Below are 17,306 nucleotides of genomic sequence, written 5' to 3' on the forward strand. Positions count from 1 at the left end.
AATGACGAATAAAAGACGAAGGAATGACAGACCTAAGAGGATATTAAGTTGAACTAATGTTAGTCAGTTCATTTATTACCGCAACGGTATGACAGGCTACTATGGCTGCTGTTTCGGTACGTAAGCGAGTATTTCCTAATGAGATAGGCACGAATGCTTGTTGCAAAGCGGTGTTTATCTCATTAGTAGAGAAATCACCTTCAGGACCTATAAGCACGGTAATACGCTCAGGAAAGGGCTTGAGTGCGCGAGAGAGCAAGCGTTTTTCATTTTCTTGACAGTGAGCTATATATTTAGCTGAACTATCTGTCAGCATCGTTTTGAAAAACTGAGCTGATGCAATAGGCGCATTCAGTTTAGGCAAATAGCATTGCAACGATTGTTTCATTGCTGAAAGGAGTATCTTTTCAAAACGTTCTACTTTGATAGAAATACGCTCAGAATGTTCACAGATAATAGGAGTAATTTCATCAACGCCTATTTCAGTGGCTTTCTCCAAAAACCACTCATAGCGTTCATTCATCTTGGTAGGTGCTACCACCAAATGTAAGTAGTAAGGACGGGGAAGCTGAGGAGTACATTTCAGTATAGACACCTCACATTGTTTAGGTGTAGCGAAATCTAATTTTGCTTCAAAAAGAAGTCCTTTACCATTGGTAATATGGAGTATATCGCCTGCTTTTTTGCGCAGTACCTTTACTATATGTTGGCTTTCTTCCTTATCAAAAAAGCAATTTGTGCTACTTGAATGAAGGTTGGAGTGGAAAAATAATTGCATACTCATAATTTTATTTTCTTAGAAAAAATGGGCTTTATTGCGGGACAAAGATACAACAAAATAAAAAAAAGTAGATTTTTTATTTTGTAATTATAAAAATTGACTTACTTTCGCCCCGTGAAAAGTAATATTAATATGAAACGTGTAATAGTAGACTACAACAAACTAACTAATGAGATTCTCTCAATGTTGGTAGAGAAATACCCCGAAGGGTATACAGATGCAGATGTGATTCGTTTTAAGAACGCTAAAAATGAAACAGTTGATGCCTTGGAAGTCCGTACTGATGACACTATATATTTAGTGAAAGTAAGTACCCGCTTAGCTGACACTATGGAAAACTTCGACGAAGATGATGACTTTATGAATAACGAAGAAGATGATATGAGTGTAAGCAATTTAGATATACCTGATGACTCTTCACTAGACGACGAATAATAAAACACTAAAAAGCGTATGATTACCGCTTATATTCCTTATCAAAATATTCGTTTTTTCTCTAAACTCATCACTGATTATGTAGGTGAGAATAAAAAATTACGTCCTTTTTATCATAATTTTCCTTCATTGTTAGAATTTAAAAAGCAAATAGAAGAAAAAGCTCTTGATTTTACTGAGGAGAAACGCCATATTTTGGTCAGTAGTTTAAAAAAGCAATACGCTGAGGTAAAAACTACTCCGAAAGTACTTAAAAACATCGAACTTTTATCCAAAAGTAATACTTTTACCATCACTACGGGACATCAATTAAGTCTTTTTACAGGACATCTTTACTTCATTTTCAAGATAATTTCGGTAATTAATACTGCTAAACAGCTCGCCGAAAAGTACCCTGATAAGCACTTTGTACCTGTATACTGGATGGCTACAGAAGACCACGATTTTGAGGAAATTAACCACTTTCACTTCAACAATCGCACTATTTGCTGGAATAGCGACCAAACAGGAGCCACAGGCAACTTTGCTACTGACACACTTGAAGCGGTGTTTCAGACTTTTGACAAAGCCATAGGTCTAGGCAAAAATGCTAATACTTTGCGCACACTCTTCCACGATAGTTATCTGAAAAATAAAGATTTAGCCTCTGCTACTCGTTACTTAGTAAATGCTCTCTTTGAAGCATACGGAGTTGTAGTAATAGATGGCAACGATAAAGCCCTAAAAAGGCTATTTATCCCTTACATAAGCGATGATTTACTGCACAGTGTGGCACATACTGAGGTTACTAAAAGTATTAAGGCTTTACAGACTGTAAATAGCTCTTATCCCGTGCAAGTGAACCCTCGTGAGGTGAATATGTTTTATCTTACAGAAGGAGGACGACATCGCCTTGTGCGCACTGCGGACGGCTTTGAGGTACACGGTACGGATATTCGTTTTTCTGAGGAGGGGATTTTAGAGGAACTACGCACCTATCCAGAACGATTTTCGCCCAATGTAATCTTACGACCTTTATATCAAGAGGTAATATTACCCAATTTAGCATATATTGGTGGAGGTGGTGAAATAGCCTATTGGCTGGAATTAAAAGGATTTTTCAATAAGGAGAAAGTACCCTTCCCGATACTAATGTTGCGCAATTCAGCAATGCTTATATCGCAAAGACAAGCTGAAAAACTACAAAAACTAAAACTTTCAGTAGAAGACTTATTTCTAAAACCAGAAGATTTAAAAAACAAGAAAGTAAGACAGTTAAGCGAATTTCCTATAGATTTTACCCCTGAAAAAGAGTTACTACACAAGCAGTTTGAGCATTTATATGAGTTAGCTAAACACACTGATGTTACTTTTGAGAATGCTGTAAAAGCACAAGAAGTAAGACAAATGAAAGGGTTAGACAAACTGGAAAAACGCCTCTTAAAAGCCCAGAAAAGGAAGTTTGCAGAGGAATTGCAACAGACTATTTTTTTACAAAATGAACTCTTTCCTAACGGAGCCTTACAGGAGCGTTTTGCTAACTTCACAGATTTCTATTTGATGAAAGGAGAAGAACTCATTCCTGAGTTAATAAAAGACTTTAATCCGTTTGATTTTAGGTTTGTGGTAATACAATAAAAATGTTGTATCTTTGCACCCAAAATAACGAACAATGAAAAGTATTCTTGAAATAAGAACGGACTTCCCTATACTCTCACGTACTATTCATAACAAACCTCTTATCTATTTTGATAATGGAGCAACTTCGCAAACGCCTACACAAGTGATAGAGGCAATAGTGCATTATTACAGTTACCAAAACGCTAATATCCACCGTGGAGTACACACTCTCAGCCAAGAAGCTACTGATGCTTATGAAGAAGCGAGGAAGAAAATACAACGCCATTTCAATGCCCGTAAAAGCTCTGAAATTCTTTTTACTACGGGAACTACGCACGGTATTAATTTAGTGGCTAACGGTTATGGCTCACTGATGCAAGAGAGAGACGAAGTAATTATTTCGGCTTCAGAACACCACAGCAATATAGTGCCTTGGCAATTAGCTTGTCAACGGAGTGGGGCTACCCTAAAGGTAATCCCGATGAATGAGAAAGGAATTTTGGACTTAGAGGTGTATAACCAACTGCTAAATAAACGTACGAAGATAGTGTGTGTACAGCACGTATCGAACGCCTTAGGAAATATTCACCCTATAGAAGAAATTATAGAAAAAGCACACCGCGTAGGAGCAGTTGTATTAGTAGATGGAGCACAAGCAGCCCCACATTTGCAACCCGATATGCAAACTCTCGATGTTGATTTCTATGCTGTTTCAGCTCATAAAATGTACGGACCTACGGGGATAGGAGTGTTGTATGGTAAAGAAGAATTACTATTACAATTACCTCCTTATCAAGGAGGGGGAGAAATGATAAAAGAAGTGCATTTTGAAGAGAGTACTTATGCTGACCTCCCTTATAAGTTTGAAGCAGGTACTCCTAATATTTGTGGAGGTATTGCGTTTGGAGTTACAATTGACTATATACAGCAATTGGGAATGGAAGCTATTGCTACACACGAACACAAACTATTAGAATATGCTATTGCTAAATTACAAAATATAGAAGGCATTACTCTTTACGGTAATGATGATTTGAGTAAGCGTACCGCTGTTATATCATTTAACTTACAAAACATTCACCCTTATGATGTAGGTGTAATTCTCGACCAATTCGGAATTGCTGTACGCACGGGGCATCATTGTGCCCAACCTATTATGGACTTCTACTGTATACCAGGTACAGTTCGTGCTAGCTTTGCTGTTTACAATACCTTTGAAGAAATAGATACCTTTGTAGAAGCTGTAAAAAAAGCTCAGAAAATGTTAAGCTGATAAACACACAAAAGGAATATAAGATATAAATACTATAGTTTCTCGTAAAAAGGTCTCTCTATATCAAAGATTTCTTGCAATAGTTGCTCAGTATACTGACTGTACAAAGCGAGAGTTTGAGCAGTTACATCACAGTCTTTTACCTTGTCGATATAGGTGTGGAAACGCAAGAATCCTTTTTGCAAACGCTTGAATGATAGGTTGGCAACTATCATCGGTTCATCAATCTTGAAATGCTGGGTAATCATATAAGCATAAGTGAGGAGTTGGAAGGCTTTGCCATACTTAATATCGGTAATGAGGTTATTCCAATCTTTGATGCGCACATCGGTTTCTTCTACAATACCTGTTTTGTAGTCGATAATGTGCAACACTCCGTTACGTCTATCCACCCGGTCGATAATCCCTTTGAAATTAACAAGAAAAGGCAAGTGAGAAGCTTGGAAAGGTATTTTTATTTTCTGTTCTAAATACAGAGGAATGATTTCGGTACCACTTTTTATTTCGTTGAGTTCCAAAGTTAAAAAACTACGTACATACTTCTCTATTACATTGAAAATAAGCCAGTTTTTACCCGTCCTAAAATCAGTACTTCGGTACTCTTCTTCAAAGCGTTTTTCGATAGTGGGAAGTACCAAAAGTTGCATTTTTTTAATGTGCTCTTCGGTGAGTATTTCGTTTAAAAAAGGTGTGTACAAATCTTCTAAAGTGCCGTGTACGATATTTCCAAAAGTACGGGCTTCAACAGTTTCTTCTACCTCTTTTTCTTCGTATACCTGTAGTACTTGTTGCTCATAAAACGTGAGTGGATTGCGGATATAGGTAGTTAGTGCTGAAGGTGAAATGCCTTTCTCGGCAAGGGTTTTTAGCGCATCGATTACAGCGGTTGTTTTTTCGATGGTAAGCGGTCGCAGTACTGCTGGATATACTTCAGGAGCTTTGATTTGGTGTATCACCTTGTGGGTGGGGATTTTCTCAGCTAATAATTGGAGGATAAACCTACTTTTCTCCTTACTTTTCAGACTATTCATCTCGGTATCGTAGAATAGGTGTACTTGTTTGGCACGCTGTAAAATGCGGTAGAAGTTGTAACTGTACACCGCATCACGCTCTTTGTAGGTAGGCAATTCCAGTTCGTACTTCACATCGTAAGGAATCAGAGAGCTGTCGCTTTTGCCTAAGGGTAATACGCCTTCGTTTACCGAAGTGATAATCACGCAGTCGAAATCCAAACTACGACTTTCTAGCACCCCCATTACTTGCAAACCTTCCAAAGGCTCACCGCGGAAATTGAGCGAACTCTTCTGTAAGACATCTAAATAGAAATGATAAAGCGTTTTCACCGAATCGATATAGCCGTACTGCTCTTGTAACTGTTTCAACTGATTGAATAACTGGAAGAAGCGATAAGCATACTCTTGAGTTAGTAGGTGAGTATTGCTCTCAGGGTCGATTTGTGCTTTTAGGCGATAGATAAGCGTAATAGCATTGTCGATAAGGGTAGTGATGAGTGCTTTGCCTTTGGTATCGGGGAATAGCAAAGTGAGCATCTCGTGTTCAGTATCATCTACCGAATCGAATAGCTTTTTACGGGTGATATAAGTGAGGTTGTGCGTTTTGATATACTGCGAAATATGGCGCACCACTTCTTCTTTTAGCAAGGTGTGTAAGAAAGGTTGAGAGAGCAGGTTCAGTATATCTTTATGGTAAAAACTCTTGGAGAGATGCAAGCGAAAATAGGCAACAAAAAGGTCGTTGAGAGGCGTTTGCTGCAAAGGGTAACCCATAGTGATGTTCACACTTGTTTTGGGTTGTACAGCTTGTAGCACGGGGATGAGCAGATTCTCATCAGCGATGATGAGGGCGGTTTTTTCTAATTCATTTGAAGGAGTATTTTTAAGCAGTTCGGCTACACTATGCGCCTGATTGATGCTTTTAGGTACCCCTGTGAGATAGAGTTTTTTTTCTTTTTCGTAGTTGCTTTGTATAAACTTAGGTTTATGCGTTTGGTAATAACGCCAGCTGTTTATATACTTGCGCAAGAAGAAACCCGCATCGTGGGCAGGATTGTTAAAAAAATAAGTATCACCGTCCCAATAAATTTCACCGCCTAAATCCATTAGTATTGATTGTATAACTTTCTGTTCGGCTTTGGAAAGGGCGTTGAAACCGACAAATATATGAATGCTATTGCTGTGTGTTTGCAGGTATTCGGGGAGTTTTTCAACAGCTTTTTTGGCGATGAAACCACCATAACCTTTACCCATTTTGGTGAGTTTGCTGTTGAGAGCGAAATAGTAATCGCCGAGGCTATTCCAGAAAGCTAAGTGCTTTTTCTGCATCTCGCTAAGCTCGTCCATACCCGACCAATGTTCTACTTCTTTGAGGGCGTGAATATAAGGAAATATCTTATCGGGGTTTACCAAATATTGGTCGATTTCACTAAAATCTTTGAGAGCTGTTTGTCCCCAGCTGAGGAACTCTTCAAAACTATCGGGGGTTGTTTTGCAAGTCTTTACATAGCAATCGTAAAACTCAAAAAGCAAAGGCAAATTGCTGATAGGTTGCAGATCCGAAATACGCGTAAATAGGTCGGCTATGCCGATGAACTCAGGGGCAATGGTAGCGTGCTTTATCTGCTCGGCAAAGTGTTTTTTGAGGAAGAGTGCAGGGCGTTTACCCGTAGTAACAAACACAAGACGCTCTATCTTATCAGAATAGTTTTCTAAAACATCAGTAATAACTTCTTGTAGATAACTCATAATGATTTGCTAATTTACTAATTTCCTCATTTTTTTAACAATCGCACTCCCATATAGCCCAAAGGCAATGCCATTATTCCCAAATAGAAAGCGTGGCGTATCACTACCTCAGGAGCGTAGACTATTACTACTGCCAAGCCAAAGAGTGCCCCACCTAAATGAGCTGCGTGCCCTAAATTGTCTCCTTGTTGTGGGTTGAACATCATAAAAACAGAATACCCAAAGTACAATGCTCCAAAGAGCCACCCTGGCAAGAAGTTTACACTCAATGCTGTAGGATATAGAGCAATAGCTGCAAAGATAATCCCCGATACAGCTCCCGAAGCCCCTATGGCGGAGTAATAGGGCTGTTTTTTGTAAATGTACAAACTGAACACACTCCCCAGTAGCATTGAACCAAAATAGATAAGCAAGAACATTAGGTTCCCCATAGAACCGATAATCACATCTTGAAAGAAGTAGAGTGAAATCATATTAAAAATGAGGTGTTCCCAGTTGGCGTGCAAGAAGCCTGAGGATACCAATCGCACATAATCGCCCTTTTGCACTGCTCCTACATTAAACTTATAACGGTTGAAAAAAGTAGGATTGTTAAATCCATAATAACTCATTGCTATAGTTGCAAGAAGAATAATAATAAAAGTGATATTCATAAGTTTTATATTTTAAATCCACAATAAGATAGTAAGTACTACTGCAAAGATAATCACCAATGGCATACAAAACTGCAACCATTGTTTGTAGTTAATATTCACCATTGCCAGTGAAGGTAAAATAAGTCCCGTAGGGGTGATAAGCCCCATAATACCCATTCCAAAAAGATAAGCACTCACCACACTGTGCCCTTCTACTCCCACAACCGAAGCCAGTGACCCTATGATAGGCATCGTGAGTACCGCCATTCCTGAGGAAGAAGCTATAAATAAACTCAGTACACCAAATACTAACATTAGCATTGGCAAAAAGACCATTGGCGACATTCCTTGCACAAGGTCGGTGGCGTAATGCAAAATCGTACCCGATATTTGTCCGTCGTTCAGTATAAACGATACTCCTCTGGCTATCCCTATGATGAAGGCTACGCTCAGCAAATCGCGTGCTCCTGCCATAAACTGACTGATAAACTGTTGTTCACTACTGCGTTGTAAGATAGCAATCACAACAGCAGCTACCAAGAAGAGAGCTGTCATCTCTTGAAACCACCATTCCCATTGCGACACACCTACAATCATCACTATAAACGAGAGCGCAAATACTAAGAGCTCTATTTTAGTAGAAAGCTCTAAGGAAGTGGTCTTTTCTGGGGTATTAGCACTGTAGATTTCAGGGAGGACTACTCCATACACAATTGACTTTTCCGGGTGTTTGCGTACTTTTTCGGCATAACGAATAATATAAATAATGCTTATCAGTACACATACCGCTAAGGCTATCACACGTATGCTAAGCCCTGACGTCCAATCTACTCCGGCGGCATCTGAGGCTATAATCACCGCAAACGGATTGGTAGTCGATGCCATAGAGCCTACATTTGAACCTATGTAAATCACTGCTAAGGGTACCATTAGGTCGTAGCCCGCTGCTAAAAAAATAGGCACTAACATAGGGTAGAAAGCAAGTGTCTCTTCGGCTAATCCAAAGGAAGTGCCACCCAGCGCCAACAAGGTAGTGAGCAGAATGATAAGAATACCCTCGCGCCCTTTGAGTCGGTGTGCCAAATAGCCTACGCCCATATTTAGTGCTCCCGAACTGTTGAACACCCCTATAAAGCCTCCTAATATGAGTACGAAAAGAATCACCTCTATACTGTCGTAGATTCCTCGTATAGGTGCAAAAAGTACAGATTTAGCTCCTTGCGGGTGAGGTACGCTCTGCACATAAGTATTAGGTATCGAAATAGGTTTCTTAATCTTTTCATCTTTAAACTTGCTCAACTGAATATGAATACCCAAGCCGTCGAGTTGTTCTTGAGTAGCAGGTACAGTATAAGAATTATTTGCAGTGTGTATCACAAAAGAGTCTTGTTGCTTATCATATTGCAAAGTGCTATACGACCCCGACGGCAACAAGAAAGTAAGGCTGGCAGCCAACACTATCACCAGCATCAGTACGGTGTAAGGGGTAGGAAATTTGAGTTTTTTCATCAGTTCTGTTCAAGATTATTAAAAATCGACTTGCCTCCAAATATTCATTAGGCAAAGATATGGTTTATTTTTTTATTTGAGCAAATTTTTAATACTTTTCTGAACCAAGTACATTAAATTTGCTCCAACTTATCTTTGCGTTAGATTCACTTTATCCCCATCCTTTCTTCGTTCATTGTTCGTCTTTTCTTCGTCTTTTCTTCGTCTTTTGTTCGTCTTTTGTTCGTCTTTTGTTCGTCTCACTTTTCCGTTACTACACTCCCTCTCCTTGGGAGTAGTCTCCGAAAAGGAGAGTATGTGATTGGGGAGAGGATATTTTGTTCGTCTTTTCCCTATCTGCCCGTGTGGCTCGCACTCGTAGAATATACTTTTTCACTTTTCACTTTTCACTTTTCACTTTTATTCGTACCTTTGCCACCTAAAAATATATAATTCAAAACTCAAAAAATGTCTAAACGTTATACCATTACGGCAGCCCTACCCTATACCAATGGACCTATTCACATCGGTCATTTGGCGGGAGTATATGTGCCAGCTGATATTTTTGCACGTTATCAACGCTTAAAAAACAACGATGTAGCCTTTATTTGCGGAAGCGATGAACACGGAGTAGCCATCTCTATCAAAGCCAAAAAAGAAGGTACTACCCCTCAGGCTATTATCGATAAATACCACGCGATTATCAAGCAATCATTTGCTGATTTTGGCATTTCATTCGACAACTATTCGCGTACTTCTGCCCCTATCCATCACCAAACAGCTTCCGATTTCTTCAAAAAACTGTATGAACAAGGTGATTTTATAGAAGAAATATCAGAACAACTCTATGATGAAGAGGCACACCAATTCCTTGCCGACCGCTTTGTGATTGGTACTTGCCCGAAATGTGGTAACCCAGAAGCTTACGGGGACCAATGCGAGCGTTGCGGTAGTTCACTCAACGCTACCGACCTCATCGACCCTAAATCGTCAATCACAGGTAGCAAACCTACGCTAAAAGCTACCAAACACTGGTTTTTGCCCCTCAATCGCTACCAAGAGTTTTTGGAAAAATGGATATTAGAAGGTCACAAATCCGATTGGAAACCTAATGTATATGGGCAGGTGAAAAGTTGGTTAGACGACGAACTCAAACCGCGTGCTGTAACCCGCGACCTCGATTGGGGAATTCCGGTACCCATAGAAGGCGCTGAAGGCAAAGTACTCTACGTGTGGTTCGATGCGCCTATCGGTTATATTTCTTCTACTAAAGAGTGGGCTGAACGCGAAGGCAAAGACTGGCGTCCTTATTGGCAAGACAGTGATACCCAGTTGGTGCATTTCATTGGGAAAGACAATATCGTATTCCATTGCATTATCTTCCCAGCAATGCTCAAGGCTGAAGGTAGCTTTATACTGCCTGCAAATGTGCCTGCAAATGAGTTCCTAAACTTAGAAGGCAACAAGCTCTCTACCTCCAAAAACTGGGCTGTGTGGTTACACGAGTATTTGCAAGATTTTCCTAATCAGCAAGATGTATTGCGTTATGTTCTTACCGCCAACGCTCCCGAAACCAAAGACAACGACTTTACTTGGAAAGACTTCCAAGCGCGTAACAACAACGAACTTGTGGCTATCTTTGGGAATTTCATCAATCGCGTGGCAGTGCTAACGCAGAAATATTATGAAGGAGTAGTACCACAAGCAGATACTTATAATAACGTAGATACTGAAACACTTCGTCAAATCACAGAACTTACCGAGAAGATAGAAGAATCATTAGAACGTTACCGTTTTCGCGAAGCCCAACAAGAGTTGATGAATATGGCACGCTTAGGCAATAAATATTTAGCTGATGAAGAACCCTGGAAACTCATCAAAACTGACCCAAAGCGCGTAAAGACTGTAATGTACATAGCTTTACAAATTGCAACAGCTTTGGCAGTTGCTAGCGAACCTTTCTTGCCTTTCACTTCCGAGAAACTCAAACGTATGTTGCAATTGGGGACAATTACTTGGGAAAGTCTAAAAACAAACGCCACCGAATTGCTAAAAGCAGGACATCGCATAGGTGTTGCGGAACTTCTTTTTGAAAAGATTGAAGATGCCGCTATCGAAAAGCAATTACAGCGTTTAGAGAACACTAAATTAGCTAATAAGCAAGAAACGCAAGCCAATGCTGAAACTGAAGTAGCTCCACAAAAAGAACTCATCAGTTACGATGATTTTGCAAAGATGGACATTCGCATTGGTACTATCTTGGAAGCCGAAAAGATGCCTAAGGCAGATAAACTTCTCGTTTTAAAAGTAGATACAGGTATTGATAAACGCACTATCGTTTCCGGTATAGCCCAAAGTTTTACTCCTGAAGAGATTATAGGTAAAAAGGTAACTGTATTGGTAAACCTTGCTCCGCGTAAACTACGCGGTGTAGAAAGCCAAGGAATGATACTAATGGTAGAAAATTTCGAAGGCAAATACACCTTCATCAATCCTGATGCCGATGGAATTACTAATGGTACTGAAGTAAAATAAGAATATTATAAAAGTAGAGATACAATGTAACTCTACTTTTTTCTTTTTAAGATATCTATCATTACCGCGATGATAATGAGTAGCACTCCTATAATAAGATTTGTTGTAAGACTTTCTTGTTGGAATATCCAAATACTGATAGCTACTGCTACAATAGGTTCCATTACCCCGATGATAGCTGTAGGAGTAGAACCTATCATTCTGATAGCATAAATAAGGGTGATGATAGAAAACAAGGTAGTTACTATACCGAAACTTGTGAGCAGTAAACTCATTTTTACTTCTGGAATGGGGAGAGGGGTACCTATAATCCATAGTTTTACAAGAAAATAAACTGAAGAAAATAAGGTAGAATAAAACGATACTTTTATTCCTGAAGCCGATATTTTAGACTTATTGACAATGAGCATATAGAGTGCATACGAAACTGCCCCAAGTAATGATACTCCTGCCCCTACATAGTTGATTGAAAAGTTTGTAACATCTTTTACACTAAGCAAGAAAACACCTATTAATACAATAAAAAGTGCTAAAATCGTAGGAAAGGTAATACGTTCTTTGAAGAAAATACCCAAGGCAAGTGCTACTATAAGCGGATACATAAAAAATATAGTAGAAGCAATTCCTGGGGAAAGCAAATCGTAGGCAATAAAGAGAAACTCAGCTGAAATGGCATATAAAAGCCCTAAAATAAGAAAGAGAAATACTTCACGAGGGGTAATGCGCAGTGTCTCTTTTCGGTAGAAAAGATAAAGCATAATAAAAAGACTTGCTGTAATAAAGCGATAGAAAAGTGCTACATCTACTGAAAAACCTTGCTGTTTGATAGGAATCATAAACAGCGGAATCATACCATAAGTAGCCGCCGAAATAAAAGCTGCTAAATACCCTTTTACTATATCTTTCATAGTAAAAATTAAAAGAGTTCCATTACATAAGGATAATAGATGATACAGAGCACAATGCTTACAGGTATCACAGCAAAACCTACACTTCCGGCAGCAACATCTTTGATAATCCCAATAGTTTTATGATGATCGGGGTGAATAAAGTCGCATAGCTTTTCAACGGCTGTATTGAGTCCTTCAACTGATAATACTATAGCGATACACAACAGTTGTACAATCCACTCATTGGTAGTAATGCCGAAACAAAAGCCTAAAATTACCCATACTAAAGAGATGAGAATGTGTACCATCACTGGGGGTTCATTCTTTATTAAATAAAACAAACCTTGAAATACATATTGTAAGCTTTTGAGTCTTTTTCTTATAAATTCCATAATTCTTTATGCTGATTTATTTTTTAAATCGCATTCCGATAACGCCAAAGATAGCTTCACGGATAATGCTTTTATTCATTTTTGATTTTCCTTTAATTCTATCGGTAAAGATGATAGGTACTTCTGTAATTTTAAACTTTTTAAGATAAGCACGGTACTTCATCTCTATTTGAAAGGCATAACCCACAAATCGGATAGTATTCAGGTCGATGCTCTCTAATACCCTTCGGTGGTAACACACAAAGCCAGCAGTAGGGTCTTTAATTTTCATTCCCGTAATCATCCTCACATAGATAGAAGCCCCATAGGACAACAAGATGCGTTGCAAAGGCCAATTCACTACATTCACACCTTTCACATAACGCGACCCAATTGCAACATCAGCATCTTGCTGACAAGCCTCATAAAGTCGTAAGAGGTCAGTGGGGTTATGAGAAAAATCGGCATCCATCTCAAAAATATATTCATAGTCGCGTGCTAATGCCCACTGAAAACCGTGAATATAAGCTGTTCCTAAGCCTTTTTTCTCTGTGCGTACCTCTAAAAAAAGTTTGTTAGGATAAATATTTTGTAATTCACGTACCTTATCGGCAGTGCCATCAGGCGAATTGTCGTCTACAATAAGAATATGAAACTCATCACTTTGGGCAAATACTGCCTTTATGATAGCTTCTATATTTTCAATTTCGTTATATGTAGGAATGACAATTAACAATGGGCAATTAATAATTTAACAAGGTGGGCATACACAAAAACTTTGCCAAAGTTAGTCGTAGCACAAGCTATCTCACTTTGGCAAAGTATTTTTTATATAAAATATTCAGTTTATCATTATTGTTAGCTGAATTACATATCTCCCATTTCTTTAGTAAGTTCAGCATTCATAGCGCGGTATACGCCTGTTTCGAGTTTCTCACGAATCGCTGAGAATGCTTCCAAAGTACGGTCGATATCTTCTTTACTATGTGAAGCGGTAGGGATAATACGCAAGAGTATCATTCCTTTTGGAATCACAGGATAAACTACTATTGACAAGAAGATACCATAGTGCTCGCGTAGGTCGTTTACCATAGCCATTGCCTCGGGAATACTACCGTGCAAGAACACAGGGGTTACGCAAGTATTGGTATTACCGATATTGAAACCACGCTCTTTAAGTCCGTTTTGCAAACGATTTACATTGTCCCATAACTTTTGTTGTAGTTCGGGCATTGTTTCCATCATTTCCAAACGTTTCAAAGCACCTTTTACATAAATCATCGGAAGTGATTTAGCAAACATTTGAGAGCGGAGATTGTATTTAAGATAATCTACTACTTTGGCATTTCCAGCTACGAAAGCCCCAATACCTGCCATTGATTTAGCAAAAGTAGAGAAATAAACATCAATTTCATCTTGTACGCCTTGGTGAACACCTGTTCCTTCTCCACGAGGGCCTAAGGTACCAAAACCGTGCGCATCGTCTACCAAAAGGCGGAAAGGATATTTCTTTTTAAGGGCTACGATTTCTTTTAGTTTACCTTGTTCGCCACGCATACCGAAAACTCCTTCTGAAATCACCAAGATACCGCCTCCTGTAGTTTCGGCTAATTTGGCAGCACGTTCTAAGTTTTTCTCGAAGCTCTCCATATCGTTATGTTGATAGGTATAGCGTTTACCAAAATGCAAGCGTACCCCATCAATAATACAAGCGTGTGAATCGACATCGTACACGATAACATCATTCTTAGTTACCAAAGCATCAATAATAGATACCATTCCTTGATAACCAAAGTTGAGCAAATAAGCAGCTTCTTTATGTACGAATTTAGCCAAACGTTTTTCGAGTTCTTCGTGCATAGTAGTATGCCCGCTCATCATACGAGCTCCCATAGGGTAAGCTGCACCATACTCGGTAGCTGCTTCGGCATCTACTTTGCGCACTTCGGGGTGGTTAGCAAGTCCCAAATAATCGTTGATACTCCAGTTAAGGATTTCTTTTCCTTGGAATTTCATATGAGGGCCTAATTCACCTTCTAATTTAGGGAACACATAATACCCCTCGGCGTGTTCTGACCAACGCCCTATACTTCCTTTATTTGCATAAATATGCTCAAATAAATCTTTCATTCTTCTTTTCTATTTTGTTAATTGATAATTGTCAATTATTAATCGATAAATCCTTGTTTTTTCATCCAATCGTCGCTGTAGATTTTGTTCATATAGCGTGAACCGTGATCGGCAAAGAGAACTACTACGATGCTATTTTCGTCGAATTTACCTGCCTCAGCATATTGTTTTATAGCCTGCATTGCTGCTCCACTGGTGTAGCCCATAAAGAGGCCTTCGGTACGTGCTAATTTGCGAGCCATAAGTGCAGCATCTTTATCAGTTACTTTGATGAACTCATCAATGACATCGAAATCAGTAGCAGTAGGAATCAAGTTTTTACCCATTCCTTCTATTTTGTATGGATATACTTCAGCAGGGTCAAACTCTCGGGTTTCGTGATATTTTTTGATAGCCGAACCATATGCATCTACCCCCAGTACTTGCACTCTTGGGTTTTGCTCTTTTAGGTAGTGAGCAATACCTGAAATGGTACCGCCTGTTCCACTACATACCACCACGTGAGTAATCTCGCCCTGTGTTTGTTCCCATATCTCACGCCCTGTCTGGTAATGAGATTCTGGGTTTAGTGGATTGAAATACTGATTGATGTAAATTGAATCGGGGATTTCGCTGTGTATACGTTTGGCTACCTCGTAATAAGAACGAGGGTCATCAGGAGCGACATTTGCAGGGCATAAATGCACCTCTGCTCCTAACGCTTGGAGCATTTCTACCTTGTCGTGAGACGATTTATCACTAATAGCGATGATACAGCGGTAGCCTCTTAGAGCACTTATCATCGCCAAACTGTAGCCTGTATTACCCGAACTGGTTTCTACAATAGTATATCCCGGTTTGAGAAGCCCTTTGCGTTCGGCGTCTTCAACGATATACTTGGCTACTCTGTCTTTAGCGGAATGACCTGCATTAAAAGCCTCAAGTTTAGCAAAATAACGCCCTTTGAGACCTTTGGTAATTTTGTGCAATTCCAATAGAGGTGTATTGCCAATGAGTTGTAGTAAGCTGCTATGTACGTTCAATGATTCATTTATTTTCATTGGTTACTTTCTTTATTTTTGAGTGGCAAAAGTACGAATAATTTGTCAATTAGCAAATTTGTCAATTAGCAAATTTCGATAAGCCCTTGAAAGTTGAGTTTGTAAGGTTCATCTTTATATAGAGGGAGGGTTTCATCTGTTATATTGCTAAGCCCTACACCTGCATAGAAAGTGCGAGCGTTGTGTTTTTCGGCGTGTTTGCGCACGACTTCCATAAATACGATATCATACTCGGTAGGGTCGTCACCATAAGGCACAGCCCGCACAATGATGAAGTACTTTTGGTTGTTTTTATCTACACATACAAACTGAGGGTCGCGTTTGAGTTCACTATTTACCAATAGGAATTCCCATTGTAGTTCCTTTTGTAAGGCTTCACCTACAATGTTCATCGCTAAATTGTGGAGTTCTTGACCTGTGAGAGGTGTCATATTCACTTTTTATATAGCGACTATTTTGCCAATTGTTCTAAGCCATATACTATCAAATCTTCTACTACTTTTTTAGTATCCTTAGTAAAAGTACCTGTAGGACGATTGGCAATGATAGCATTGAGTGAAACAGCTTGGTGTCCTAAGAGTTTAGAGAGCCCATAGATGGCTGAGGTTTCCATTTCGAGGTTCGTCATACGATGTCCTTTGTAATTGAAGCTATGGAGCTTGTCGTTGAGGTCAGGGTCTTGCACTGGTAAGCGCAATACGCGTCCTTGAGGACCGTAGAAGCCTGGAGCAGTACCTGTAATACCTTCAAATACTCTATCGGTGAGGAGGCGTTTTTTGAGTTCCTGTCCGCAAGCTATGATATAAGGACGACCTTTGAGAGGATTCCAACCTGTATGAGCGATAAAAGCCTCTTCCATAGCGAGTTCACGCACCTTAGGACTATCTTTATACGAATGGAACATATTGTCCATACCCAATCCGTAAGAAGAGAGTACAAAACTATCTACGGGTATATCAGCTTGTAGAGAGCCCGAGGTACCGAAACGCACTATATTGAGCGATGTGAGCTGCTCTTTGGGCTTACGGGTGTTCAAATCAATGTTGGCAAGGGCATCGAGCTCGTTGATCACAATGTCGATATTGTCAGGACCTATACCCGTAGAAATTACAGTAAGGCGTTTACCTTTATAAGTACCTGTATGGGTGCAGAATTCGCGTTTTTGGGTGCTAAATTCTATATTGTCAAAATAAGCACTCACACGAGGTACACGATTAGGGTCGCCTACCAAAATAACAGTATCGGCTACTTGTTCAGGTCGTAAATTGATGTGATAAATACTACCATCGGGATTCAAGATAAGTTCAGATTCTTTAATCATAGTATGGTGGGTTTTAATTCTAAAATATTATTATTTATTATATTTA

Annotated in this window: 15 protein-coding genes; 4 read left to right on the forward strand and 11 right to left on the reverse strand. The window is 39.3% G+C overall.

Annotated elements, in window-relative coordinates; genetic code table 11:
* Positions 1-43 precede the first annotated feature (43 nt).
* A complete protein-coding gene (locus HMPREF1321_RS00435; RefSeq protein ID WP_034575342.1) occupies positions 44-784 on the reverse strand; it encodes a 16S rRNA (uracil(1498)-N(3))-methyltransferase in 741 nt (246 codons plus the stop codon).
* A 129-nt stretch (positions 785-913) separates the two neighbouring features.
* Between HMPREF1321_RS00435 and HMPREF1321_RS00440 the strand changes: the two genes are divergently transcribed.
* From HMPREF1321_RS00440 to HMPREF1321_RS00450, 3 genes are read left to right on the forward strand one after another with little or no spacing between them, the layout of a single operon-like run.
* Complete coding sequence (locus tag HMPREF1321_RS00440) at positions 914-1,216, forward strand: hypothetical protein (RefSeq protein ID WP_002671767.1); 303 nt, start codon at positions 914-916, stop codon at positions 1,214-1,216.
* A gap of 18 nt (positions 1,217-1,234) precedes the next feature.
* The gene (gene bshC, locus HMPREF1321_RS00445; protein WP_009420894.1) at positions 1,235-2,833 is read left to right on the forward strand and encodes a bacillithiol biosynthesis cysteine-adding enzyme BshC; all 1,599 of its coding nucleotides are present in this window, start codon (positions 1,235-1,237) and stop codon (positions 2,831-2,833) included.
* Positions 2,834-2,867: 34 nt separating this feature from the next.
* Positions 2,868-4,088, forward strand: coding sequence for an aminotransferase class V-fold PLP-dependent enzyme (locus HMPREF1321_RS00450; RefSeq protein ID WP_009420892.1), 1,221 nt, complete (start codon positions 2,868-2,870; stop codon positions 4,086-4,088).
* Positions 4,089-4,120: 32 nt separating this feature from the next.
* On the opposite strand, the gene HMPREF1321_RS00455 is transcribed toward HMPREF1321_RS00450, so the two are convergent.
* From HMPREF1321_RS00455 to HMPREF1321_RS00465, 3 genes are read right to left on the reverse strand one after another with little or no spacing between them, the layout of a single operon-like run.
* Positions 4,121-6,850 (reverse strand): PD-(D/E)XK nuclease family protein, encoded by a 2,730-nt coding sequence (locus HMPREF1321_RS00455; protein ID WP_009420882.1) that lies wholly within the window; start codon positions 6,848-6,850, stop codon positions 4,121-4,123.
* A 26-nt stretch (positions 6,851-6,876) separates the two neighbouring features.
* Positions 6,877-7,503 (reverse strand): rhomboid family intramembrane serine protease, encoded by a 627-nt coding sequence (locus tag HMPREF1321_RS00460; RefSeq protein WP_009420886.1) that lies wholly within the window; start codon positions 7,501-7,503, stop codon positions 6,877-6,879.
* A gap of 12 nt (positions 7,504-7,515) precedes the next feature.
* The gene (locus HMPREF1321_RS00465; RefSeq protein ID WP_009420902.1) at positions 7,516-8,994 is read right to left on the reverse strand and encodes a YfcC family protein; all 1,479 of its coding nucleotides are present in this window, start codon (positions 8,992-8,994) and stop codon (positions 7,516-7,518) included.
* Positions 8,995-9,441: 447 nt separating this feature from the next.
* Here HMPREF1321_RS00465 and metG point away from each other — a divergent pair, with 447 nt between their 5' ends.
* On the forward strand, positions 9,442-11,508 hold the full coding sequence (gene metG, locus HMPREF1321_RS00470; protein ID WP_009420879.1) for a methionine--tRNA ligase: 2,067 nt from the start codon (positions 9,442-9,444) through the stop codon (positions 11,506-11,508).
* Between the two features lie 32 nt (positions 11,509-11,540).
* Here the strand turns inward: metG and HMPREF1321_RS00475 are convergent, their stop codons facing one another.
* The 7 genes from HMPREF1321_RS00475 to HMPREF1321_RS00505 all read right to left on the reverse strand — a co-directional run bounded on the left by HMPREF1321_RS00475 (position 11,541) and on the right by HMPREF1321_RS00505 (position 17,260).
* Positions 11,541-12,416 carry a DMT family transporter gene (locus HMPREF1321_RS00475; protein ID WP_009420903.1) on the reverse strand — a complete coding sequence of 292 codons (876 nt, stop codon included), beginning with the start codon at positions 12,414-12,416 and terminating at the stop codon, positions 11,541-11,543.
* An 8-nt stretch (positions 12,417-12,424) separates the two neighbouring features.
* Positions 12,425-12,790: a diacylglycerol kinase family protein gene (locus tag HMPREF1321_RS00480; protein ID WP_034575346.1), complete on the reverse strand. Its 366-nt coding sequence runs from the start codon at positions 12,788-12,790 to the stop codon at positions 12,425-12,427.
* 16 nt (positions 12,791-12,806) lie between these two features.
* Positions 12,807-13,505: a polyprenol monophosphomannose synthase gene (locus HMPREF1321_RS00485; protein ID WP_009420880.1), complete on the reverse strand. Its 699-nt coding sequence runs from the start codon at positions 13,503-13,505 to the stop codon at positions 12,807-12,809.
* Between the two features lie 131 nt (positions 13,506-13,636).
* The gene (locus HMPREF1321_RS00490; protein WP_009420890.1) at positions 13,637-14,899 is read right to left on the reverse strand and encodes an aminotransferase class I/II-fold pyridoxal phosphate-dependent enzyme; all 1,263 of its coding nucleotides are present in this window, start codon (positions 14,897-14,899) and stop codon (positions 13,637-13,639) included.
* A gap of 38 nt (positions 14,900-14,937) precedes the next feature.
* The gene (locus tag HMPREF1321_RS00495) at positions 14,938-15,939 is read right to left on the reverse strand and encodes a PLP-dependent cysteine synthase family protein (protein ID WP_034575348.1); all 1,002 of its coding nucleotides are present in this window, start codon (positions 15,937-15,939) and stop codon (positions 14,938-14,940) included.
* A 65-nt stretch (positions 15,940-16,004) separates the two neighbouring features.
* Positions 16,005-16,370, reverse strand: coding sequence for a hypothetical protein (locus HMPREF1321_RS00500; protein WP_009420873.1), 366 nt, complete (start codon positions 16,368-16,370; stop codon positions 16,005-16,007).
* A gap of 20 nt (positions 16,371-16,390) precedes the next feature.
* Positions 16,391-17,260, reverse strand: coding sequence for a nucleoside phosphorylase (locus HMPREF1321_RS00505; RefSeq protein WP_009420889.1), 870 nt, complete (start codon positions 17,258-17,260; stop codon positions 16,391-16,393).
* Between the last annotated feature and the right edge of the window lie 46 nt (positions 17,261-17,306).

Source organism: Capnocytophaga sp. oral taxon 412 str. F0487, assembly GCF_000271925.1.
GTDB classification, from domain to species: Bacteria; Bacteroidota; Bacteroidia; order Flavobacteriales; family Flavobacteriaceae; genus Capnocytophaga; species Capnocytophaga ochracea.

What these genes read in the sequence shown, in the direction of transcription:
- HMPREF1321_RS00435 (WP_034575342.1), bottom strand. Translation starts at nt 784, where the DNA reads ATGAGTATGCAATTATTTTTCCACTCCAACCTTCATTCAAGTAGCACA.
- HMPREF1321_RS00440 (WP_002671767.1), top strand. Translation starts at nt 914, where the DNA reads ATGAAACGTGTAATAGTAGACTACAACAAACTAACTAATGAGATTCTC.
- bshC (WP_009420894.1), top strand. Translation starts at nt 1,235, where the DNA reads ATGATTACCGCTTATATTCCTTATCAAAATATTCGTTTTTTCTCTAAA.
- HMPREF1321_RS00450 (WP_009420892.1), top strand. Translation starts at nt 2,868, where the DNA reads ATGAAAAGTATTCTTGAAATAAGAACGGACTTCCCTATACTCTCACGT.
- HMPREF1321_RS00455 (WP_009420882.1), bottom strand. Translation starts at nt 6,850, where the DNA reads ATGAGTTATCTACAAGAAGTTATTACTGATGTTTTAGAAAACTATTCT.
- HMPREF1321_RS00460 (WP_009420886.1), bottom strand. Translation starts at nt 7,503, where the DNA reads ATGAATATCACTTTTATTATTATTCTTCTTGCAACTATAGCAATGAGT.
- HMPREF1321_RS00465 (WP_009420902.1), bottom strand. Translation starts at nt 8,994, where the DNA reads ATGAAAAAACTCAAATTTCCTACCCCTTACACCGTACTGATGCTGGTG.
- metG (WP_009420879.1), top strand. Translation starts at nt 9,442, where the DNA reads ATGTCTAAACGTTATACCATTACGGCAGCCCTACCCTATACCAATGGA.
- HMPREF1321_RS00475 (WP_009420903.1), bottom strand. Translation starts at nt 12,416, where the DNA reads ATGAAAGATATAGTAAAAGGGTATTTAGCAGCTTTTATTTCGGCGGCT.
- HMPREF1321_RS00480 (WP_034575346.1), bottom strand. Translation starts at nt 12,790, where the DNA reads ATGGAATTTATAAGAAAAAGACTCAAAAGCTTACAATATGTATTTCAA.
- HMPREF1321_RS00490 (WP_009420890.1), bottom strand. Translation starts at nt 14,899, where the DNA reads ATGAAAGATTTATTTGAGCATATTTATGCAAATAAAGGAAGTATAGGG.
- HMPREF1321_RS00495 (WP_034575348.1), bottom strand. Translation starts at nt 15,939, where the DNA reads ATGAAAATAAATGAATCATTGAACGTACATAGCAGCTTACTACAACTC.
- HMPREF1321_RS00500 (WP_009420873.1), bottom strand. Translation starts at nt 16,370, where the DNA reads ATGACACCTCTCACAGGTCAAGAACTCCACAATTTAGCGATGAACATT.
- HMPREF1321_RS00505 (WP_009420889.1), bottom strand. Translation starts at nt 17,260, where the DNA reads ATGATTAAAGAATCTGAACTTATCTTGAATCCCGATGGTAGTATTTAT.